We start from the raw sequence: 23,945 nt of genomic DNA on the forward strand, positions 1-23,945 counted from the left end.
AGCACATTCATTTATCAACATTCACGATAGCAACCTTTTAAAAGATATGTAACGTAACAAGAATCTCTCTCTCATTAGAGTGTCCTATTATCCCGTTATCTGCATTTCTTGACGAGGTACTTTAGGAATCCTTTTCGAAAGAGACTTTAATTGACCGCATGCTGCTAAAATATCAAGCCCTCGTGGTGTGCGAATAGGTGATGAATATCCAGAACGTTTAATACATTCAGAAAATGTCACAATATCCTTTTGATCAGAACAAAGATACTCACATCCTGGCCAAGGATTAAACGGTATAAGATTTATCTTTGCAGGAATACCCTTAAGAATTTTAATCAGATTCAGCGCATCTCGAGGACTGTCATTAATACCTTTAAGCATCACATATTCAAAAGTAATACGTCTTGCATTTGACAAACCTGGATAATGACGACATGCATCTATCAACATTTCCAAAGGATATTTTCTATTAATAGGAACCAAAATATTGCGAAGATCATTACTGACTGCGTGTAAAGAGATAGCCAACATCACCCCTATTTCTTCTCCCACGCGCGCAATATTAGGTACAAATCCTGAAGTAGATAACGTAATACGACGTTTTGAAAAAGAAAGCCCCATACTATCACTAGCAATTGATAAAGATTTTTTTACATTGTCAAAATTGCAAAGAGGTTCTCCCATACCCATCATCACAATATTAGAAATCTTGCGTCCTACTGATGGGATCACCATCCCTTCAATATCTTCACACCCTGGAAAATCTCCTAGAAGACTCCGTGCTAAAAGAACTTGTAGCAATATTTCCTCTGCTGTGAGATTACGTACTAATTTTTGAGTTCCTGTATAACAAAAAGAACAGGTTAAAGAACAACCTACTTGACTGGAAACACATAAGGTACCACGAGATTTTTCAGGGATATAGACGGTCTCAATCTCTACAGGTCCACCAATACAGCGTGCAGGAAAGCGCAATAACCATTTACGCGTCCCATCACAAGAAATTTTTTCATCAACAATTTCTGGATAAATAATACTGAAATGCTGATTTAGAAGATGTCGTACTTCCTGTGAAATATCCGACATCCCTTGAAAATCACGTATCCCTCGCACATAAATCCACTTCCAAATCTGCGATGTACGCATCCTCACATGTCGTTGTGGAATACCTATTTTGAGCAAAGCCTCTTCTAACTCTTCTCGCATCATCCCTATCAAGGATTCTTTTTTTAAGAAATTCATCGAACGATCCTACAAATAAACTCTTTTCAAAAGAACATCTTTACAACTTAAGTTTGACACAACAATAGAAGATTCAAGAAAAAATAATAAAAAATCAATAATTTAATTACATTTACGAATATCTGCCAAAGAATCAGATAATCCAATGAGAGAATAGATATAGCGGGTATTTGTTCCACGTTTAGATTTGGCGGATACAACTAATTCTTTTCCCCGTTTCATCTCCTCAATAAGAACAGTATCTTGAGATCTTTTTTCGAATGCAGCTCTATTATTATAAGACTTCATTTTAAATATTGTTCCGCTAGCATTTTTTCCTTTTACTTCAAGCGAAACCATCTCTTCTTCATCTAAAGGATAATCCATAACTAATTCCGAAACATAAGCAGAATTTTCCTCTTTTTTCAATGAAATAATAAAGAAATTAACCCCATGTCTAACACCTTCTAACGGTTCTACCGTAACAGGAACAGAAAGTGAAAAACAAAGTTTTTTATTTAAATCTGGATATACATATACAGACCATCTGGAAAATTGATTACGTAATGTAGGCTCAGGTTGTGAAGCATTCGCATACCCAGCGGATACACTGCTTACCATTAATACAATCAAAAATCGTATCCTAGGAACAAAAAAATCTTTTAGAACATTTAAGAACATTACATTGCTACTCCTTCATCAGCATGATCTGTTATTTTGAACACACGAAAAATATCAAAACCTACTTGTACAAAAAAGTCCATAAAAATGGCAACATGCAACCTTCTTTATTACACTTAATATTGTTAAATCCACTAAAAATTAATTAGAAAGTCACATGATTCTCTACCAAAGTATTTCCCATCTTCTCCTACGATTTGCCAACAAGAGTAAACACTGATATATCTGCTCCTATGATCAACACTATATAGCTGTACAATGTCATTGTCTCATACAAATAAGTTTATTGATTTTGCTATTTTGCTCAATGGAGATATACGAGTAACAAATCGCCTGCTATGTGCTATTGAATCCTGCAAAGTTATCGCTGCCGATGGAGGGATATGTCATGCAAGTCAACTGAAAGTGGTTCCAGAATTATGGATAGGAGATTTTGACTCTGTAGATCGCACACTATTACAACAATGGTCATCAATTAAACGTATTTTCTACCCTAATGATAAAGATATGGCAGACGGTGAAATTGCTGTTCATAAAGCTTTACAATCAGGTGCACGCAATATTATTCTCGTCGGCTCTATTTCTGGTCAACGTTTTGATTACGCGTTGCAACATATTACGCTTGCAACATCTTTAAAAAAAAAGAACATCAACGTTACCCTTACTTCTGGCATTGAAGAGGTGTTTATTCTGGTCCCAGGAAAACACTCTTTTGATCTTCCCGAAAATAGCGTCTTTTCTATTGTTTGCCTTGAGGATATCGAAAATATAACCATTACCGGAGCAAAATATACCCTTTCCCATCACTCTCTTTCCCTTGGTTCTTCTCGTGCCGTTTCTAATGTCGTGACGAAGAATCTAACCATCATGCTTGATCAAGGATTGGCTATTTTGATTTCTCGTCCTTACGATTTACAAAGGTTTTAATCTCATGAGCTTACCTATTTTAAGACTTGATCACATTAGTGCTACCATAGGGGGAATAGATCTCCTACAAGATGTCTGTTTGTCCATAAAACCAAAAGAACGGATCTGCCTTGTAGGATGTAATGGATCTGGAAAATCAACTCTTCTAAAAATTGCAGCGGGAATTACAGAACCACAATCAGGTAACGTATTTCTCCATTCTTCTTCTAGATTAGGATATCTTGAACAAAATCCAGATTTATCTCATTTTTCGACTATTTCTCAATATATTGACGATACAATCAAAGACACGATAGAAGCGCCTTATAGCCCCTATTCTCTTCTCAAAAAATTCAACTTAAGAGAACAAGATCGCATAGAGAATCTCTCTGTTGGACAAACCCGTTGTGTCGCCTTGATGAAGATGCTCATTTCACGTCCGGATATTCTTATTTTGGATGAACCTACAAATCATTTGGATTTTCGCACGATCCATTGGATGGAACAAGAATTATTAAAGATCAATTCTGCTCTTATTTTTGTTTCCCACGATCGTCGTTTTCTTGAAACCCTATCTACAACAACAGTATGGTTAGACCGTGGTTGTTTACATCATCTTGATCAAGGATTTGCTTATTTTGAATCTTGGAAAAAGAATATCCTTCAACAAGAACAAATACGTTATCATAATCTCAAGAAAAAAAATGAAGCAGAAAAAGAATGGCTACGCTATGGAGTAACAGCGCGACGCAAACGCAATGTTCGTAGAGTCAAAGAACTCCACGAAATACAAAAACAATTGCAAGAACAGAAAAAATCCTTTCACAGCACGATACAAACACACTTGCAAACCACTCAATCTTCTGGAAAATTAGTCTTAGAAGCAGATAAAATAACCAAACAATATGATGATCGTTTGGTCGTTAAGGATTTCTCTCTTCGCATACATTATGGTGAATGCATTGGCATTGTTGGTCCTAATGGCGCTGGAAAAACAACCTTGTTGAAGTTATTAACTGGAAAAATAAAACCCGATTGTGGCTTCATTACTTTGGGAACTAATCTTAAAATTGCAACTATTGATCAGAAACGCGAAGACATCGATCCAGATAAATCTCTTGCTTCTTATCTAACAGGAAGTTCTGGGGATAGTTTGATGGTACGAGGAGAATCCCGTCATGTTGCTGGCTATATCAAAGATTTTCTTTTTCATCCCGATCAAGCACATTCTCTTATGAAACATCTCTCTGGAGGTGAAAAAATGCGTGCTATTGTCGCACGCGTCCTAGCACAGCCCTTCAACTTTCTCATTATGGATGAACCAACGAATGATCTTGATTTTGAAACACTAGACTTCTTAGAAAGAACCATCACTCAATTGCAAGGAACCATCCTCATTGTGAGTCACGATCGAGATTTTCTAGATCGTACTGTCACTTCTACAATTGCTGCACAAAATATTGAAGATCCCAACGGATACTGGATAAAATATGCTGGAGGATACTCTGATATGCTGGTACAGCAAAAAAAGAGCCATCCTACTCCTCAGAAAAAAAATCCCCCTGCACAATCGTTGCAAGAAGAAACTGTTAAAAAAGAAAAAAAACAAAAAAGAAAGAACCGCCTTTCCTACAGTCAGAAATTGCTTCTCGAAAGACTTCCTCAAGAAATACACAAAATACAGCTAAAAATCACTGAAAAAGAACAACAAATAAACGATCAAAACCTTATTTCAAACGAAGGAAAAGAAATTCACCAGCTTTATCATGATCTTGATCAGATGTACCAAGATGTCAAAGAGAAAGAAGAACAATGGCTCACACTCGAAATAATGCAAGAAGAAGAAAAAAATCCGTAGTTTCCTTGGATTCCTCCAAAATAGATCAAACCATGATGACATCGCTTACGGCTGAAGACAAAAAAGAATTTATCTCAAACTATGTTTAGCAACTTTTCATAACTCATCCCACTCTTTGAGCAATAAATCGCGTGAGTGAGAGCCTTTGAACAAATTTCTCCATATCACTCAACCAAGTCGCTAGATCACGCAATCGCATGGTAATAAGCAACGGATTGATTCCATATTTTTATCAGCGCATTTGATACTCTCGAAAATTTGAAAGGTCGATATATGAAATAAGTATTTAAGGAGCATTGAAGAGGTATAGAGGTTTCTATACGCGTTGGATAGCGTTATAGGCTATGGGAATTGCAGATGTGAAAAGAGATCTCCCTAAATTTAGGGGCGTCTATCAGATGATGAGTTTTGGGTTTAGGGAAATATAAGACTAAGGAGATCTACTCCAAGTTGAGGAGATATATCCAAATATGGAAAGTGCGGAATATTAATCTATTACTTCCCTTTGTTATTTTGAATTGTAAACTCCTCGCTCAATACGCATTTGTTTATATCGTTCTTCGTTTGATGATTGGAGCGATTTTCTAAGAGCTTTATAAGCGCGCAGATATGTAGCCTATATCCCTCATCGACCATCCCTTCTTTACCAATTTCAACAGGTTCTATCAGCGGATCAACATAGGGTTCTAAAGCCTTTTCAATGCTCTTTAATATTTTTGGAAAAGCGTTTCTCACCTCTTTTCTTAAGGGGCGGTATTGATTACCTTCCTTAGGAGCATACATTAATCCGTGAGGGTTCATAACATATAGCTTCTGATCACTGCCATTTTTCTTTTATCTGCAGGAATATTGAGTGTTTCATAGATAAAAGAAGGCACTTCATCACGGAAAATAACGTTATAATGAGGATCCTTAGCACTTAACCTATACCTATTAGGATCATTTAAGCATCTTATGTATTCTAATATTGGAGACAACAAAGATTCCTGCGCATTTTCTTTCGTTCGAAGGTCTACAGCTTGTTTTATCTCATACTCGTATTCGTTTTTTTATCCCTTCCGAGATAGATGGCTTCGAAAGCGAAGCAGAGCGGCGGATCAACTTCTTTGGAATAATCACTTCATCCCCCAAAGTAAACTCCAATCCAGTGACTTATTAATCGCTTCTTGAATAAAAAAGCGGATTTTATATTGGATTGACAAATATCTTTTTCGTAATCTCTTATATTATTATTAGTTATACCAATCCATTCAGCAAGATGAGAATAACCTTAAAACTATCAAACTAAACAAGGACTCACATGAGGATCAAAAATATTTTACTTGTAGCATCTTTAGCAACAGCTAACACAATCCTAAGTAGCTGTGATTTTCTTGATGAATCTAAGAAAATCAATCCTGATTAAATTGGTGATACTATTTATCAACTGACCTTAGAAGAATAGCTCGACGAGCTACAGAACAAAGTAGATCAAAAATACGAAAACCCTCTTAATAACGGTTCGAAAATGTCTCGCGATTGATATTGAAAGGAGGGGGCTGATAGAGAAAGAAGAAAACAGCCCCCTAACCTTTAGAGATTACAATCATACATACAATAAGGGAATAATATAGATAATACAACCGTAATCGTAGATCAAGATGTAACTTTTCATGAACCTCATGTGAAAAAGAAGGTTGTGTCACGAACTAATACGGCTGGTATAACCCCCTCAAATCCACTGGAATGAATGGATAATCTCTCGATTACAAAGGGGGATTGAAGGAGGATACTAACGATGAACATTTTTGTTAGGGATATTTCGTGTCTACGTGCACTTGTGTTCGTTATAACAAGGGGAGTCGCTAGATTACCAAAAGACCAAAAAAAAGCATTCTTTAGACACGAGAAAAAAGTAGCAGACCATCTAAACTACAATGCGGGAGATAGAAAGTCTAATATAGATAAATTATACAAAGCAAGATGCAAATACCGAAAGGAGTCAAAATTACAGAAATTGTCTAAATCAAAGATATTCTCGATAAAACACACTTAAAATATACTGTAAATTCTTGTGGGAAGTATTTTCTTATCCTCCCTTCCCTTTACAATCCACAACATTAGTTATTTCATTTATTTCTTCGAACTCTGATTTTAATATTTTTCAGCCTTCGAAGAGACGAAGGTATTTGCCTTCTTCACGCCCTTCCTAAGCTCTAAATCCTTTTGCTATCATCTTTTGGAGTCATAGACGCCATTCCCGTATGCCCATGATCCTTGAGATATTGAGCAAATTTCTATATGAATTCACCTCTACCCACATTAGCTTTGTGCTTATCTCGCAAAAAATGAAATTCATCAAACGCTCTTAACGCTTTTTCTGTTGCTTGTTTAATATTCTCGGTTATCTCAATTTTAAAGTAGTCGCGAACTAAACTCTTCATTTCTTGTGCGATACAGCGTTTATAGTTCGGAACGATTTCACAGGTAATTTATTTTTAAACGTTGGATCGTACGCGCCAATATTTTTGTGAAAGGGGATGGTGATCATTCGACGTTCTATCGCCCCATCCGCTTCAAGGATGAGAATAGTATAATTGGTGATATAGTTAGGAAAACCGAGAATTGGTTTGTGAAAACGACATTACACTTTTTTTAATGAAGTGACCAAAGCCCAACGAGCCCTTGGTAAGGTGATGGAATGAGCATTGGGATATCAAAAGACGGTGCAAAAGAGTTTTTAAAGTGGTGGCATGGATTTACACGCTTTTGCCACACTAGTGCAGTTGAGTACGTCTACCGATAATTGGAACGATACTCCAAAGTTTCATGCATGAGAGAGATGCAGAAATTTGTTTAAGAAGCTAGATATTAACGCGGTTCCTAATGAATACTCTTCTCTTATAAAACAATCTGATCCATCAACCACAAACCAAGAATACAGATACATGATATCTTGTGCGAACAGCAATAGACACAAAAGATCTTCGGTTATAAGCCCCTTCTCACTTCCCAGAAAATAGAGGATAATCCAAGATAACGTAGCAAGAAGTCCCCTAGAACTTTACAACGAATAGCCTTTGGATTAGGGGGATAATCCTTAACCCGACGATTGATCGAAGTTTTTTAAACGGCATCAATAATAGTGAAATCAATATTTAAAAAAATAGATCACTTTTCGACCGTTGTTGACAATAGAGGAGGTATAATAACGTCTTCTGAAAACGGATAGGACTAACCACCAATATTAATTCTTGGTCAATTATTACGAACAACTACATACTTTTGAAACCAACGCACAACGTCTTTTCTCTAACTGCCACCATCTATGATGATTATGCGAAATAAGCCGCCAATAATTTTTATTTCCATATAAAAATGATCCCTAATCCCTCATGACAAGGGACTAGAGATCACATTTTTAATATGATTGAATGTCGGTAAAGAACAACCAAAGAAGTTAAAAGCGTAAAACCACACCAGCTGTGAAGTCACCTTTTTCTCTCCACTTGCTGACATCCCAAGGCTGGTCATAACAAGCGACATAACGATACTCACCACGAATCGAGAGCATGCTAGCAAGTTTCTTTTCAATCCCCACACCAATAACTTTATCTAAAAAACCGTTTGCTACAATGTTTCGTATTGTGGATTTTGCTGTGTCAGCAGATTCAACAGACATAATATTTCTTATACGAGCTCCACCAAACCCATAAATAAGAGTATTTTGGAGAATAGAAGAATTATTATTATCAAACGTAAAACCGGTACGAAACAAGAGTGTTCCCGCTACCTTATCCCCATCAATTCCCCCTCGTGGTTCAAGATGAAATCCCTCGACACCCAAAGAAGCACCATAAACAAGGGTTCCATCTTGACCATCAAGACCAATGGACACCCCATTTAAAGAAAGATTTTGCAAACGAACAGGCGACTGATGATCTATTTTGGAAAAATCAGCAGCAACATATAACCCTTTAAATTTTGCAAAATTGGACACCATTATAGTCGGCTGAAACTGGGGAGAATACCCATAGTCTGCCATTGCAGCAGAAGAAAAAAACCCTAGAAATAACCCACTCAATATAATTTTAGCAGTATTCCTAAAATAATTTCTAATTTTTCTTATATCTCTCATCATTAATATCCTTCACAAATTTAATGGCGCATCTCTTGTAATATCCGATAATATTATTATTACTACATACCACTAAAATATAAAACATATTAATCGAACCGTAGTTAACTAATACATAAATTAACTAGAAAATATTCTATTAGTAAATATAAATAATACTTCATTAAAATTACTCTTACTATTCTTTTCTCTAATATTAGAGATGAATATTTGATACCATTTATAAATATAGAAAGCACTTACTTCCAGTAAGAACATTTTCTTGAGCAGTACAATTGACTAATTGTACTGCTCACAATTCAACCATTAATTATTTATTAAGACAATGAAGAGAGCTATTTGAAATCAATACGTTTTCATTATTCTTTTTCTAATTTTTCCCCTTCTGCAATGACACAAGAAAGAGATTCGTCTTTCACAAGATTTAAAGCCACTCCTTCTTTGAGAGATGCAATATCAGATTGATTGGGAAATACCATTGCCTTGGAAAGAATAATATTGTTGATTTTTTGGTCATCTAAATTAAGCTGATTGACAGCATCAGGATTGGTATTACCAAGATAATCTTGGGATAATTTCATCTTTTCAGGCGTAAATGTAGAATATTGAACTTGTGTGGTAGCAAAGTTTAAGGCATTACTTGCCGCCTTATGCAATCCATCGCGCAACATGCCCTCTATTTCCAACTGTTTAAAATTCTTTGACTATGGGACACATCGCTCCTCGTGAGTGAAATGCCCCAAAAAAATTCGTTGCTTGATTTTCTTAGAAAAAATTAAAAGGATTTGCCGTAATAATGTAAAATAAAGACAGATCAATAATCTGAATCACTCGGCTGACACATAAAATCTATTCATCACATTTGATAAATTTATTTTTCACAGGAATGATTGACACCTAAAAAGCAAAGGCACAACAATACAAAAAAAATATGTGGATTATTTAAGTTGGATTGATGAGCTAATCAAATTTTTGGGAATTTAGAGGCGTATTGGACATATCTTGTACATCTTGATGTTCTTCATTTTGTTTATCGATCATATCACGTAATTCCTTTACCTCCTGTAAAAGTTCTTGTATTGCTTTTGCAAGATGCGGGATAATAACAGAAGGATTAGGAGCCAAATAACCGCCAATCGTATCAACAAATACCTCATTGATTTCTTTTAAGTTATTTTCTGAAAAACCAATCAAATATCGCAATTCAGAATCCATTCCACTTTCGGGAAGATAATTGAAATCAATAAATTTCAATTGTTCAATGATCTCTCGTGCAGAAGCAGACGATTCCCCATGTACTTTTTTTAATCGTTCATCGGATAGAAAATAGCTACATCCTACAGCACCTTTGTCGGTATCAAAGTGAATGTATCCCGGACCTCGTCCCATATTTAAGACCGTCGTCTTGTAAAGACAATTTTTTGTTGATTCTAGAGCAATATTAGCTGTATGTTGCGCTATCTCGATTCCTTGCCACACCGTTTTTTGGCGCTTATAGCACATTATATCACCATCATCCAGAAATGCAGCAATTCTCTGCGAATTATTGTAAAATTGCGCGCCATTTTGGAAAATAGCTTGATGCAATGTTTCACCATTGTGACAAGAGAATAATTTTCGCATAAAAGAAGAAAGAGGCGTTGCAGCATATTGATTAGAATCGGTAGTATATACAATATGATTTGGTTTGTGAGCATGATCAACTAAATTTTGCAAAGCACGAGGTGCTAATTGCGATGTCCACACTTCTCTCATGGAAGATAAATCAACTTGCAATAGAAGTTGTGTTCCGTTCCATCCCAAATATATTTTATTATCTAGTTGTCCTATTCCACCTCCTTGCTGAATAGGATAAAAGGGTAATAAATTTGCAATAATTTTTCCTTTGGTAAGATTACTCGCATCGTCTGTTCCCAAATTGACACGCGCTTGGACAGCATTATCTGCTGCTGTTCCTCCCGCAGAAATAGGACGCGGACTATTATTATCCAATGCCAAATCTTTTAATAGATTATTATAAGCGCTACTACTAATATTACTATTAGGATAAGCTTGAGATCCGGCCGGAAGGATGTATACTTCTCTAATACGAGGCATGGAATTTCCTTTTAAAAACTGGAAATTGAAGTAAAAAGGCGAAAATATTTTTAAATAAAACTTATTAAATAATAGGATCGATAAAACAGGTTTTAAGTAAAGCACCACACATCCAAAATAGATTAGTGGCATAAATTTTATTGTGCAGTGTTCTTTTTCTGTTTTGTCTGTATTTGCCCAATATTAAAGAGTCGACCATAATCAACAGATTTTATTCCTTGATTATTCTCAACAACAGTATCTGGACGAATTTTACTGATTTCCTGTGCAATTACGCCAATCCGTTGCACATTTTTTGGATCTGATAAATATCGATACTGATATAGATTAGCTACAGGTTTGACATTACATTTCATACGACGATCTGAAACAAGAGGTGCTAATTGATATCCCATATTGACTGCATCATAGAACTCTTTTTTCCCTTCTTTCCGTTCTGATAATTGATTTTGATAGATATTTTGAGCTATTCCCGCATAATCAATCGGCGCTATAGGTGTCGGGTTATTAAGGGATATAGGTAATTTAGGAACAGTAACATTTTGCATCAAAGATAAAATTTCATGGAATGCTTGTTGCTTTTGATCCATTTTTTATTGTAATCCCTGTGCTTGCGCAAGATTATGAAAATAAGCATGTTTTTCTTGTATATTATCTAAACGTTCTTGTTCGTCAGAAGCTTTTAACATCGCCGCCAACCGTACATCATGCAGTTTTCTATTTGTTTCATCTATTGCCCTATTCCAAGCAACGGATCCTGACACAAGTCCCTGATTATGTAACTTTGTTTCTAAATCTTCACGATCTTGTTGTAATGATGATTGTAATCGGTCTAAAAAAGCCTTCTCATATTGCTGGGATCCCATTGTAGGATAATTATAGAGAATCTCCTTTCTTTCTTCTAGAGAAGCATTGGGTTTTTCGGGAACATCATTATCTCGTAGTTGCTGTGGTGGAAAATCCTTTGTGGTATTCACATGAGTATGATGATGAGGCAAAAGATCTTGTATCCGCTGTGTCAAGAGATCTGATAACAAAAGATTATTGATATTTTGCCGATTATGGATCTGTTGCTGGATAGGATGTAATGAATAACTTTGAAGATAATGAGGAATAGATATTTCCCGACCGATAAAAGAATCAATTATTTTATCTACACCACTTGTTTTATACTGCCAGATACCATCTGGTGTCATTCGATCTATATTTTCTCTATATGCATTAGCTGAAGCATTAGCAAGATTTGCTGATAATTGCAAAGAAGCAATAGCTTTTGGATCAGGAGCCAAAGATGCGCGTTGTTTACCCATATAAACACCTCATGATTGTGACATCACTCAAACCAGCGAATATTTTCTGATATTGTGAACCATGGGAACATCCTCACTAGACGTGAAGCTTTTTATTCCATAGAAAACATACTACTGATAATGTGTGATGATTTTAGTGATTGAAACTAATACTGATAAAAATTGTATTCTTATTGTTTGACTAGAAAGGACGAGAATAATATTGACGATCAACAATACAAAATATTTATTAATCTATTGAATAATACTAAAAATTACAACGACTTATGAACTGAAGATTGTCGATTAATTTTATTATGCATCCAAGCTTCATGAGTAATCACATATATATTTTCCGCTGCATTCCTTCCTCGTAAACGTGGAATACGATAGCGAATTCCCCCCAAGGAAGTGAGCATACGATGTTGAGGATAATCTTCGTCAGGAATACGATGAATCACTGCCTGGCAACACAACTGATTCCAAGGATAGCTATAGATTTCCTTTAATACTGATCGACTCAGCCATGATTTACAATCCGATGCACCTGATAATTCTATGACACGAGATATAGGGCAATAGTTATGGTATATGATTCCTGCCACTAAAAAATTACTTTTCAAGATCCCCATACTAACAAATCGATCCCAACCACTAGAACAATCCTTAATACGCTTTGCAACAAAATCTGCGATTATCTGGTTAATTCTTGGTTTAGCATTTCCACCCCAAGTAATTTCTATGGTATTATACATCCTTATTCAACTAAGAGCTTTGCATTATTAATTTGAATATCATTGATAGATTTTCCAGAAGAAACGATGACACAACCAACTGCCAAACAATTGCCATAAGCGACTACATTTTGACAAAACTGGAATAGTTTCTTTTTTGTGACAAACAAGTTATCTGTCCATTTAACCTCATCCCATAAAGAATTATCCCATATACCATTATCCATTGGATTATTACTGATCGTTTCTTTTGAGAACTCCGGATAACTATGATCATAATTAGCACGAGCAAATAATTTGAGATAGGGACGTTGATATGCTTGAAGAGAAAGATGAGCGACACAAGCTCTCCTTTGAAATCCTAAACGAGGATCAATTGCATGAAAAGGAGAAAGGTATATCCCGATAAAAGGCCGTGCATTATCTGATCCCGAAATATCTCCTTGCCAAAAAGTACCTTCATAATCTCCAAAAAAAAGATTTTCATTTGCAACAACATAAGATTGAGTAAACCAATTATGGAAACTAGACCAACGATTATTATGAGCCACATTCATCACAAACGTTTTATCAGATAGAAGAGAATTTTTAGGACAACTAATCAATAACATATTGCGTTTTTCCCAAAGAATCATCGACCACCCTGTTGGAGCTACCATAATTGCTTGTTCCCATTGTTCTTGAATAGGCCAAGATAAAGGAAGATTTGTTTTCTCTTCCTGTAAGAGAATATTTTTCATAGAAATCAAACCGTTATTCGTTGCAATCCATACGTCGTTTTTGACAAAAACGATAGCTCTTTTCCCCAAAGGACGTCCAATATGATAAATTGCTTTGAGAGAAAAAGAAGAGGAGTCATCAGGATTATCTCCACCATAAACAGCGACTTCACCAAGAGTGGATAAGAAAACGCATAAAGTAGACAAACCATCACCACTTTCAGTTGACCATGAGAATCCTGTAGGCAACGATCCTCCTGCTTGCATTATTCCTCCTAAAGGGAAAACTTTAGCAACACTATCTAAAGCTTTAACTGGCAGGTCCAAGCATCCATACTATCCGAGGCGATATACCATTGACGATTTTTAAAAAACCATCCATATGAAAAATACACGGGATTATTCTGATTATGTCCTGCACATATAATGGGAAGCAAAGATGATTTACAGTTATTCCCATTGTAGATCTGACGTTCATCTTGACCATTTAATGCAATCAAAAAAGTTTTATCTGGCGTTGTATATTGAAATGTAACCCATTCACCAGATTTCATTCCCGACACACACAGACAGTCGCTGATTGCATTGAAGAAGCATCAGTCACATCATATATTTCCCGATGATTGGCAAGAAATACTCTTTGTTGTGTACTACTTCGATATGAAAAAGCAGAGATAATACTACTATTACTATCCAGTGTACATATTTTCCTGCATCCTCCACGCATGATTGGACCCTTTGTAGTAGGCCAAAAATTATGCAAAATACTAAATGCATTTTCTTGCAACTGTTGTTTTTCAGTGGGAAAGTATAAAAAATTTTGATCTTTCGAAGAAATATACTCTCCCGAGAGATTATTTGAATCAAAGTATTGATTTCTCAAAAACTGAGACATGTTATCCTCCTAGCCAAAGGATCTTTTCCGCAATGAGAGCCAAATCAAATTCCCGCAAACAATCATCGAAACTTAATCCTTGAGCACGACGCCAACGCCAAATAATATCTTTAATGAGCAGATATGTGGGCAATAGTGTGCTATCATCATCTGCAGTGATGTGATGTTTGGCTTCTTTATTACTATCAATTATCCAATTTTTAGAAAAATATCGAAAAGTAGCAGGCGAATTGATAGAGAGATGGATCATCCGACCATCAATCCAATACCAAGGAGTATGTGAAATTCGTTTAACAATTCCCCAATCGACAGCATTTATTACTGGACGCGCTAAAGAAAGATCTAGCATTACCATTGCCCCTCCCAACAATGGTCTGTAATAATCTTGCGGGAGATGAAATGGCCAATGATCAATTTTTATTTCTTGCAATAACTGTGGCCAATCAACTTTCAAACAGATTTCCTCGCCAGCTTGTTGCAAGAAGGATACAAGGAGCACTGTACTTTCATCTTGATTTTGATACACTGTTTCGAATCGAGATAAGCCAACTAAATCACAAACGGTATTTAATATGGCTAGCACGTTCATGGTGTTAGTCTACCACGAACGGATATCATTCTGCTGTAATTTTTTGATAGATTCTTGAAACAAAGCACTAGCAGTAGTCGCCTTGTCTATTTTTTGTTCCCACAAAGCAATCTCTTCTACCAAACCATAGAGATAAAGATCTGGAGCTCTATGTAACAACCAATTGACAGGATTATTTTCTGTCAAGGGTGGGATGCAAGCATAATAATAAAGAACAACATCCTCAGAAGAAATGGGCAAAACACATATCGAATCTGCGGTGATGATGTATCCTTTGTTCTTCTGTAAGGAAATGCTTAAAGGAAGATGGTCCAATTTATTTCCCTTGTTATCTTCAAGGAAACGAATTTCGATATAATCATCTGGTAATGGGGCTGATCCTTCAACGAGAGAAAGAACTATTTTTCTCTCCATTTCGCGTAAGCGCAAGGCACGATTGATCTTTACCTCTATTCTATGGAGAAAATTCTTAAAAAGATAAGTAAAACCCCCTTTTTCTACATAATGACTTACATCAATTAATAAAGAAGCGAAATCTTTTGCCATTTATACGTATCCTTCCGAAGTACGCCAAGAAGCGTTATCTCTATTATTGAGCCACTTATTGACCCAAACGTCATCTCCTTCAGTATGAGCTTGGAGAAGATGAGAGTCTTTTAAAATACTTACAGGAATGCTGGCTATTCTTTGCCAATCCCTATTTTTCTTCCTAGTAGCCATTGCACACGCCTGATTAATCTCCATAACTTGGGATACAGGATAATCGATCCGATACACATCTTTTTTGATTATCTAACATATACCACACAGTTCTCCCCGTCTCTGGATCATAACTTATTAATTTCCAAGAGCCATCATAGATATCCATTATTGTCGCTTTCCTAAGTTGTTTTTGATAGACCAAACAGATCAGCGACAACACCGACGGCTTTTTCATTCCTGACTTTTAGAGCTCCTTCTCCGATCAGCACACCCTTGTTAGCATCACCATTTTTAGCAATATTTTTATCCTCATGAATTGTACGCAACCATAAGAATTCCAACATATTAGGATCAATGAGAAATGCATTTCGTGCAGTTTCTGCATTGCTCGCCATAACACGATTAGGATGCACCATCACTTTTCCAAATGGCCTATCATATATGTCTGCAGTGGCAACAATGGTATTATTGTGACTTTTACCAGATGTAGCATAGCGAAAAGATGCAACATTAGAATCAGACATAAAGCGAACAAATTCACTTTTCACATAAGGTGAAACGATAATATGACGAAAGTTATCTCCATTTTGATATCCTTCTTGCATGACTTCATCAAGGATTTGTTTTGAAAAGGTCCTTTGTGTACCATCTTTGGCTTTTTTAGTCATGCCAGTGATAGAATCATATCCTCCAGAACGCCACCTGTCCCCCTGCTAGCATTTTTTTTGATCCAACTACTCAAAGCAGCCATTTTACGTGGCGATGTTTTTTCAGATCCTTGTGAACTTACAAGAGCGAATTCAACATCTTTACGAATTTCAAGCGCTTTTTTTAATTTTTGTTCCTTATATTTTAAGATGTATCCAACATCATCAACAGCTTCTTGAGTCCCAGAAAGAATCCAGCTTTTACGCATAATTTGTGTATAATTTCCCATCCTTTCTGGCGTATTTATTGTTTTAAAACTATACTCATCTCCTTCCAATTGTGCGTTCGGACCTGGAGAAGCAAGATCATCTACAACCCATTCTGGATGTATAGAATGTGTCGTGCCTTTCTTAATCATCGAATAAATAGGAGTATCTTCTGGCGTAATCCGAGATACAACATCAGACAAGGATTCTTTATTGGTAGTAGAGGAAGAAGTAATAAATGTATTATTAACAATAGTCATGATCTTAAAATTTCCTAGTATAAATTTTGATAAATTATGTAATAGTTCTTCTCTGCAGTGATGCTTGGCAGAAAAAGGATGTGAAGTAATAGAACAATGTTTTATTGTGAAAACATGATTATACGGTCTCATGCCAAACTGACAGAATTTACGAATATGTAGTGGAATGATTTGTTATACGAAATCTATTTCCAAAGCATCATAAAGAGATCCCGTTTGATGCAATTTTTGTATTGCTTTTTCTTGTGAAGTGATCCGGCGATGATTTTTAGCCTTGTTAGTTGTAATATTGACAAAAGGTTTGTGACGAATTTTATGATAGGCATCTTCAGATAGTTTTTGAGCTTGCAACCCTATTTGTGCATAATAAGCCAAAGAAAGTAATCGATGGTCTGTAATATCTACCATTTCTTCCTTCTGAAATCCCAGAATGTTTCCTATTCTAAATAAATTTTTAAAAAAATTCTCTCTTTGTGCTGGATCTTTTGTTTGGGGGAAAAGGTGTTCTAATTGTTGGTTTTCAGCTATCAATTTTTTTTCTAGAATTTCTGAGTCCAATTCTTTAGCAATATTATCAGGATTTCGCCCTGTTTCAACGAAATGATTGATGATATTCAAAGCCTTCTGTCGTAAATATCGGATACGATGATAGGTTTCAGGATATGTTTTTTCTAAAGTAGGACTAGAATCATCTGGGATATGATGATTGATTAATTGTGCTAATGCTTCGGCACTCTGTGCCAAAATTTTTGCTTGATTTTGCACATATTTTTTTGTTCGAGAACATCTTGTTGTTGCGACAAATATGCTTGATGTCGACCATATCCCTCTTTGAGCTCAGCAATGGTTATTTTTTCACCGTTATCAAGAGATACTTCATGTAAATTATTGATATCTTTGATATTTGAATCTGAATTTTGGGGATTTATTTCCCCAGATGATCCTTGGTCTGATTGTTGATTCTGGTGGACATAGACGTCATCTTCATGGATTTCTGCTGTGCTAAAAGAACATTCTATAGGATATTGCTTCTGTTTTTCTTGTAGATGCGTCGGTTCTTTCCCATTCCTACTTGATCTATGAGTGTCCTTATCATATGGAGAAAAAGAAACTTGATCATAGTCAATTGGTTGCGTTGTCCCATCAAAATTTTTATTGGCACTCGGGCATTTTTCAACACAGTTATTAGCAAAGATCCAAGGGATTGTCTGCGATTGATTATGTGTCGTTCCATATCAGCGAATGAACTTTCCGACTTTATCATAGAATATTTTCCTTTTTAAAAGAGAGAGTGATAGAGAAAGATCCGATAATTTCTTTCCTAATAATAGGACTATATGTCTAAAAATTGGATATTTCTTTTAATGAGTTATTTGGGAAAAGCAAATTCCTGCTACAAGGTTTGTTGCGATTGCAATTTTTTTTTGAGTAAATATTCTGCATCTGCTTGTTGTTTTTTAATATTTATTTCCGCCTGTATTTTGGCACGTTTTAATTCCATTGTTCTGAATCTGGATTGTTAAAGTATTCATTGACATTTTGTACTCCAACCGCCTCGGCAAGACGCGCAATGCCGTTATATAAATGAGTAGTGGATACAAAAGGGTTATTAAGACCAAATGTGGCTAGAATTTCTTTCTGGAGAGCTAAAAGATGCGAGACCATCATGATATCTTTCTCACGATTTCCGGATCCTAATCCTATATTGACCTTTGCATCCATGTCTGCATTTCAATATCGAGGATCGAACGAAACCCATTGATCACGAAGCCTGACCATTCGCACTTTGTCTTGGTGTTGAATAATCAATCGTAGTAATCCTCGAAAAAGAATTTCCAAGCCTTGTGCTAATGTACGCACGATGAGCTCTACTTGTCCTACACCGCTTTGTTCAATCAAAGATGTAGCAGTCGCGGTCATATTTTGCAGTATCTCTGGCGAAAATCCAGAAGAGATATCCGAAATACCTGTACGATCGACTAATTCTTGGTCTAAATAGTGTAACATCGAAAAAGATTTTTCAATCATGGGCACACTGTGAATTCCCAATACGCTGCGAATATCCATTCCTGCTGCCACTCGAATAGGCTTGCCGAATTGCGGATTGAGTACACTTTCCGGATCAATAATTGATCCTTCTTGAACAATAGTTTGCGGTTGATTTTGCCAGTAAAGATTGTCTAATGTCTGCCGTAATAAAACAGTTTTTATTTTTTGAATTTCGATAATAGATGCTGCTAAACTTTCTCCGATAAAACAATGTGGTGCACGCATAGCACGCAAACATGTAAAAGGTAATTCATTCCACTCTTCATTACAAAGAATATTATCTTTTCCTGTGCCCCCTGCCATAATTACTCGGCGTAATTCTGCAATACCATCTCCATCATAATCAATTGTGACATATAATTCATAGTATTCAATCATCTCTAGAGCTTTATCAGAATACTGATTTTTTGGAAATTTCCATGTATTTTCAATATTTTGTGAAGATATAATAGGTAAATTATTAATGGACTCACGGTCATATCCCATAGAAATGAGATCCGAACGTGTAAGATATAATTTACGCCCGACAATAGGACTCTTTTCAATATCTACCGAATCAGGATGAATCAGAAATTCATCAGGGGAGACAGCATCAACACATACTTTTCCTTGAGAATATTTGCGGCGAATCCGAAGATCATGAACCTTTTCTCCTCCATCTTCCCTGTGAGAATGTTCAAGAACTTCCACGTCAGAATCTTTGATGAGCATATGGATAAAATAGTTTAATGCCATTTTCTTAGTTTGTAAGAGAGTATTACTAACAGATACATACTCATGTTATTTCATCGTATTTTTTAAAGATACAATATTATATCACTTTTCTTGGAGTATATTTCCATGAAGAGTATCCAGGTTTGGAGATAGAAAATATTTTCATCATTAATGCATATCGGCTAGCACAAATGAGATCATCTTTTTCTTTGATAACGCGTCCTTCACAACGGTGATACTGATGGAATTCATCCAACCATTCTTGACATTCTAAAATACTTTCCAACGCCCCGATCGCATACGATCTAACATATCCGATATCCCTGCTTCAACTCCATTACTGCCATCATCAAATGTTGCACATTCTGGCAACATTTTCATACCTTGTCGACGATATTGCGCGGATAATTGTTCGCCTGATCTTTTATCATGTTGCAACCCATCATGCGGCCAAGCCCAGGGCAACCATTTTCCCCAAGACTTCAATGCTGCTACATGAAATATAGGAGTTTGTTCTCGACATCGATAATTTTTAACAACATATATCACATCTGAATCCCGATTCCAGACGAGATGTCCGGCAGCAAAAGGATGATGCCATCCAAAATCCATTCCTCCTATTTGCACCCAATGTTCTGGAATATCCAAAGAATTGATGACAATATCTTCTTCTACAATAGGAAAAATACGCCCTGATCCTAAAATTGGCTCTCCTTTTGTTCGTGCCTCTCTTTCATGAAGAGGATAACTATCAATAATTCTTTTTCTCTCTTGCTCATTATAATGCGGTGTTTCATTAATAGTCATGCGAATAACTTGCCGATCTGATGAAGAGGCGGATAAGTAATGTTCAATAATAGGAGATCGCCCTTTTAAAGGAGTTAATGTGAGAGTAACCAATCCTTGTGTTGCATTGATTCGTGTAAGTCCTTCGAAATAAACATCTTCTGGAGGCTCCTCATCAAACCATACATAATGGACGGTATTTGACTGCCATTTATCCCTTCCCTGTTCATATGCTTTCAATAATAAAACCGATATCCCTCCCGGAAAGGTGTCTAACTGTTACCGTGCTATACGCCCCTGCAATATTTGAACGCCGTGTCATATTGAGGACTTTATTTGCGGGAATCATTCCGCTTCCCTGTTGATCTGGAGACATAGGCTCTCCTAATAAGAGACGTTGAATACCATCACGTGTTAATTCATATGTCACAGAGCCCGCAACCATAACAATTGGCTGTAGAAAACGATATCCTCGCCACCATGAAGGATAACAACCTGATAAGTGCATTGCCGCTTCAGCAGCACCCGCCAAAGTTTTTCCGAGTTGATTTCCCGCCATAAAGAGACGTTCTCGCGCCGTTTTCCCTAACTGATGGAAAACTTGTTGCTTTTCATAAGGTTTATAAAACTCAAGACGACGCAGATTTCGTTGTTTCTTTAGTTTCTCGAGAATGAGCATCTTTGTTTTTAAAATCTGTGAAAATTTGCAATTCTTTTTCGAGAGATCGAATGATTTCACATAATTGTTCATCAGTTAATTGATCTCCATTTGTTATTCCGTCTTGTTTTATCTTTTCTCTTGGTAATATTTGAGATATAAGACGCAGATATTGTTCTGGTTTTTCTTCACGCAGATTTTTTATTACTTTCCGTCCATATTTAGAGAAATCGTCGGTTAAAACACTTTGATACAAATATTGTAGTGAAATTTCTTTATGAGATAATCTATTTATGCAGGGATATTTTTTTCTTATTGGCAATAGAGTAAGCGGGGACATTCAGCAAAATCTCCTAGTAAACATCAAGTAACCTTGCGAGAAATGGATCAATATTTTTTTTAATAGAGTAGGAGTCCCCCCTCCATATCATAGACATTATTACCGTTATTCAATTGTCAACATGCCTAACAATACCGAAATTATATTTCTGAATTTTTGTATAAAATCCCTTGTAATAATAACTGGATAATTTTTTATTTTTTAGACGTTTTAAGCCTTATTATAAAATCTATTGAAATACTCCGAATCCAAGAAAAATGTAACATGACGGAAACGGAGAACCTTTTTGTATAAAGATGAACAGCAACAGACTGCTACCACCCCGTCCGTACAACCCCAATCCTTCTTAAAGGATCTTTTTTAACACGATTTCTAGGGACAGTCTAAAAAGAGAACACCGACAAAGGAAACCTCAAAATAATCAACCGCCCCACAATAAGGAATAACTCCCTAATAGGTAAGACAAACGTTAAAACGAAACTGATCATCTTTTTCCGTGTTCTACGTAATATTTGAACCATATCTAAGAAGGATAAATATCCTATATTAGGATAAATGTTAACATTATTATGATAAAATTAAGAAAATATACAAGAAAAGTTCATGTGCAGCACATTTTATATAATAAAATATGAAACAAATCCTATTTATCACAGAACCATTCCCTACGTTGACCAACAAATTCATTCATTGGTCAATGTGAATAAAACCGTTTTAGTATATCCTCTAGCGTGAACTAACCGTTTGAAAAGGAGCGCGATTAACCATAACACGTATTCTGACAAGTTTTGGAGTTACCTTCAAGTAATTTAAAATTGACAAAAGCAAGAAACAACCCACCGAAAAATACACTTGTAAAAAATGGGGACACATAAATTTTCTCCAAAACAGCAAACTAAGGAAAGGGCATACACACAACTAAAGTCATCTTATAAGAAGGATCGTAAAAACGAAACATTTCACGGTGAAAATAATCCTTATTTTCCAATAAAAAACAATTTCATCTTAAAATAATCAAAATACTTAACAACATTCAAAAAAAATGACCCAAGAAACCATCACACTATACTATAGTATTCTAAATGAGATGTTAATTGCTCTGAAATACTCAAGACCATTAATTGTTATTAAAATGCACTCAGTTTAATGAAGAAAATTCACTTCTCACATTCAGTGAGACTGATTTCTTCGTAACCAATTAAATTTATTATTTATAGACTGTTTTTTTTCACAATCACAGTTCAAAACTGTCCCAATAAAAGAAATCATCAATTCTTATTTCTTTTTGATTTTTAAAAGAAAGATTGTTTTTTCTCTACTAAAATATTTTCTGACTTATCCTTATTCGCAGTGTAAGTGTGTAAAAAAAATATTTATAAACATTATTGATTATACAGTATGATATAGTATAGAGTTGATATAGCGAATATCTATTACTATATTTCACACAGTATTTTCTGGTATTGTATCTTATTGATACCAATGCATACATTGGTGACGAGAAAAAGTTATGTTTTTCACGATTAACGATAGAAGGAAAGTGATATAAAATATGCCACGGCGTAAAAGAGACGAACCACATCTTTCAGATGCAATCTTGCGTGAACGGATGATTTTTGTAAATAATTTCCGAAACATACGCAAAGAAGCAAAGTTGACTCAAAAAGAAATCAGAAATCGGACTGGCTTTGCCCAATCATGGATCAGTGAGCTGGAAACAGGAAAGTCTACTATTAACATAGATAATATGATTATTTTAGCCCATACCTTGGATACCCCTTTGTGGAAACTATTAAAACCCTAGTATTGCCATTTAATTCAAAATGGTGCGTCTCTCATTATTGAGAAAGATAAAACATCATCATCAAAAATAATTTATTGAGCATGGTGATGTTTTTATGGCGTCATACACTCTTGTAAGTGATTGGCTATTTTTGCGTGTCTTTTAAACGTGTTTCGTTTAGATCGTTTTATTATCTAGAAAACTTAACAGAACACTTCTATGAAACTTTATAATTTCTTTGTTTCTCTAATTGTCAGACAGAGAGTTTCTCAAAAAAATCAGATTGACGTTTTTAAAAATCCCTGTGATGTGTCGAAAAAACTCACAGAAGTATTTTTATAACATTGATTTTAATCATTATTACTAAAAATTTTCATCTGAAAGATCTATTATCTATACACTTACCTCATAGATCATCTATTACACACCCTAGAAAATGAGTAGAATAAAAACCCTTCTTCCGAACAGGAGCATAATCCTTTAAATGCCCAAATATCCTTTTAACAAAGGCATTATTAAGTTAATAATCCTAGTTAAGAGGATATTGACACAAAAAAATTTTGAAATCGAATTTTTTCACAAAATAACACAATATAAACCATCCCTATAACATCTTTCCCTAGATTTTTACTT

Annotated in this window: 21 protein-coding genes and 3 pseudogenes; 3 read left to right on the forward strand and 21 right to left on the reverse strand. The window is 35.5% G+C overall.

The features are described from left to right. Nucleotides 1–87 precede the first annotated feature (87 nt). Nucleotides 88–1,242, reverse strand: a complete 1,155-nt coding sequence (gene rlmN, locus CD16_RS05075) for a dual-specificity RNA methyltransferase RlmN (protein ID WP_015452951.1) — start codon at nucleotides 1,240–1,242, stop codon at nucleotides 88–90. Between the two features lie 102 nt (nucleotides 1,243–1,344). Continuing rightward, entirely contained in the window at nucleotides 1,345–1,902 is a 558-nt protein-coding gene (locus CD16_RS05080; protein WP_015452952.1) for a hypothetical protein, read from the reverse strand. A 258-nt stretch (nucleotides 1,903–2,160) separates the two neighbouring features. On the opposite strand from CD16_RS05080, the gene CD16_RS05085 reads away from it, so the two are divergent. Together CD16_RS05085 and CD16_RS05090 are read left to right on the forward strand one after the other, a co-directional pair. Beyond that, on the forward strand, nucleotides 2,161–2,829 hold the full coding sequence (locus CD16_RS05085) for a thiamine diphosphokinase (protein ID WP_015452953.1): 669 nt from the start codon (nucleotides 2,161–2,163) through the stop codon (nucleotides 2,827–2,829). 4 nt (nucleotides 2,830–2,833) lie between these two features. Beyond that, nucleotides 2,834–4,666 carry an ABC-F family ATP-binding cassette domain-containing protein gene (locus CD16_RS05090; RefSeq protein ID WP_015452954.1) on the forward strand — a complete coding sequence of 611 codons (1,833 nt, stop codon included), beginning with the start codon at nucleotides 2,834–2,836 and terminating at the stop codon, nucleotides 4,664–4,666. 495 nt (nucleotides 4,667–5,161) lie between these two features. Here the strand turns inward: CD16_RS05090 and CD16_RS05095 are convergent, their stop codons facing one another. The 19 genes and pseudogenes from CD16_RS05095 to CD16_RS05200 form a co-directional block, all read right to left on the reverse strand. Next, on the reverse strand, nucleotides 5,162–5,467 hold the full coding sequence (locus tag CD16_RS05095) for a hypothetical protein (protein WP_015452955.1): 306 nt from the start codon (nucleotides 5,465–5,467) through the stop codon (nucleotides 5,162–5,164). A gap of 2,638 nt (nucleotides 5,468–8,105) precedes the next feature. Next, the gene (locus CD16_RS05110; protein ID WP_238556157.1) at nucleotides 8,106–8,786 is read right to left on the reverse strand and encodes a CLIBASIA_05150 family virulence factor; all 681 of its coding nucleotides are present in this window, start codon (nucleotides 8,784–8,786) and stop codon (nucleotides 8,106–8,108) included. Nucleotides 8,787–9,142: 356 nt separating this feature from the next. Further along, nucleotides 9,143–9,469 carry a hypothetical protein gene (locus tag CD16_RS05115; RefSeq protein ID WP_236301261.1) on the reverse strand — a complete coding sequence of 109 codons (327 nt, stop codon included), beginning with the start codon at nucleotides 9,467–9,469 and terminating at the stop codon, nucleotides 9,143–9,145. Nucleotides 9,470–9,743: 274 nt separating this feature from the next. Next, nucleotides 9,744–10,880, reverse strand: a complete 1,137-nt coding sequence (locus tag CD16_RS05120; protein WP_015452961.1) for a tail fiber domain-containing protein — start codon at nucleotides 10,878–10,880, stop codon at nucleotides 9,744–9,746. A 137-nt stretch (nucleotides 10,881–11,017) separates the two neighbouring features. Beyond that, on the reverse strand, nucleotides 11,018–11,470 hold the full coding sequence (locus CD16_RS05125; RefSeq protein WP_015824976.1) for a tail fiber domain-containing protein: 453 nt from the start codon (nucleotides 11,468–11,470) through the stop codon (nucleotides 11,018–11,020). Nucleotides 11,471–11,473: 3 nt separating this feature from the next. Further along, nucleotides 11,474–12,190: a hypothetical protein gene (locus CD16_RS05130; RefSeq protein ID WP_031935085.1), complete on the reverse strand. Its 717-nt coding sequence runs from the start codon at nucleotides 12,188–12,190 to the stop codon at nucleotides 11,474–11,476. Between the two features lie 254 nt (nucleotides 12,191–12,444). Then, entirely contained in the window at nucleotides 12,445–12,924 is a 480-nt protein-coding gene (locus tag CD16_RS05135; RefSeq protein WP_015452967.1) for a hypothetical protein, read from the reverse strand. Nucleotides 12,925–12,926: 2 nt separating this feature from the next. Continuing rightward, nucleotides 12,927–13,949, reverse strand: a complete 1,023-nt coding sequence (locus CD16_RS05140; protein ID WP_144428486.1) for a hypothetical protein — start codon at nucleotides 13,947–13,949, stop codon at nucleotides 12,927–12,929. Beyond that, a complete protein-coding gene (locus CD16_RS05145) occupies nucleotides 13,925–14,176 on the reverse strand; it encodes a hypothetical protein (RefSeq protein ID WP_015824979.1) in 252 nt (83 codons plus the stop codon). The genes CD16_RS05140 and CD16_RS05145 overlap by 25 nt, the downstream gene beginning before the upstream one ends. Next, the gene (locus CD16_RS05150) at nucleotides 14,173–14,517 is read right to left on the reverse strand and encodes a hypothetical protein (RefSeq protein WP_015452968.1); all 345 of its coding nucleotides are present in this window, start codon (nucleotides 14,515–14,517) and stop codon (nucleotides 14,173–14,175) included. The genes CD16_RS05145 and CD16_RS05150 overlap by 4 nt, the downstream gene beginning before the upstream one ends. A 1-nt stretch (nucleotide 14,518) precedes the next feature. Continuing rightward, nucleotides 14,519–15,106, reverse strand: a complete 588-nt coding sequence (locus tag CD16_RS05155; RefSeq protein ID WP_015452969.1) for a hypothetical protein — start codon at nucleotides 15,104–15,106, stop codon at nucleotides 14,519–14,521. A gap of 9 nt (nucleotides 15,107–15,115) precedes the next feature. Then, the gene (locus tag CD16_RS05160) at nucleotides 15,116–15,652 is read right to left on the reverse strand and encodes a phage adaptor protein (RefSeq protein ID WP_015452970.1); all 537 of its coding nucleotides are present in this window, start codon (nucleotides 15,650–15,652) and stop codon (nucleotides 15,116–15,118) included. Further along, nucleotides 15,653–15,883: a hypothetical protein gene (locus CD16_RS05165; protein WP_157140836.1), complete on the reverse strand. Its 231-nt coding sequence runs from the start codon at nucleotides 15,881–15,883 to the stop codon at nucleotides 15,653–15,655. A gap of 104 nt (nucleotides 15,884–15,987) precedes the next feature. Further along, nucleotides 15,988–16,982: pseudogene (locus tag CD16_RS05170) on the reverse strand (DUF5309 domain-containing protein). A 174-nt stretch (nucleotides 16,983–17,156) separates the two neighbouring features. After that, a complete protein-coding gene (locus tag CD16_RS05175) occupies nucleotides 17,157–17,747 on the reverse strand; it encodes a hypothetical protein (protein WP_015452973.1) in 591 nt (196 codons plus the stop codon). A 250-nt stretch (nucleotides 17,748–17,997) separates the two neighbouring features. Next, a complete protein-coding gene (locus CD16_RS05180; protein ID WP_015452974.1) occupies nucleotides 17,998–18,246 on the reverse strand; it encodes a hypothetical protein in 249 nt (82 codons plus the stop codon). Between the two features lie 227 nt (nucleotides 18,247–18,473). Further along, nucleotides 18,474–19,766, reverse strand: a pseudogene (locus CD16_RS05190) (portal protein). A gap of 76 nt (nucleotides 19,767–19,842) precedes the next feature. Then, nucleotides 19,843–21,210 (reverse strand): annotated as a pseudogene (locus tag CD16_RS05910) (terminase large subunit domain-containing protein). Next, nucleotides 21,161–21,529, reverse strand: coding sequence for a hypothetical protein (locus tag CD16_RS05200; RefSeq protein ID WP_015452976.1), 369 nt, complete (start codon nucleotides 21,527–21,529; stop codon nucleotides 21,161–21,163). The pseudogene CD16_RS05910 and the gene CD16_RS05200 overlap by 50 nt, the downstream one beginning before the upstream one ends. A gap of 1,552 nt (nucleotides 21,530–23,081) precedes the next feature. On the opposite strand from CD16_RS05200, the gene CD16_RS05205 reads away from it, so the two are divergent. Next, nucleotides 23,082–23,333, forward strand: coding sequence for a helix-turn-helix domain-containing protein (locus tag CD16_RS05205; RefSeq protein ID WP_015452977.1), 252 nt, complete (start codon nucleotides 23,082–23,084; stop codon nucleotides 23,331–23,333). Nucleotides 23,334–23,945: the final 612 nt, after the last annotated feature.

It is taken from the genome of Candidatus Liberibacter asiaticus (assembly GCF_000590865.3).
Taxonomy (GTDB): domain Bacteria; phylum Pseudomonadota; class Alphaproteobacteria; order Rhizobiales; family Rhizobiaceae; genus Liberibacter; species Liberibacter asiaticus.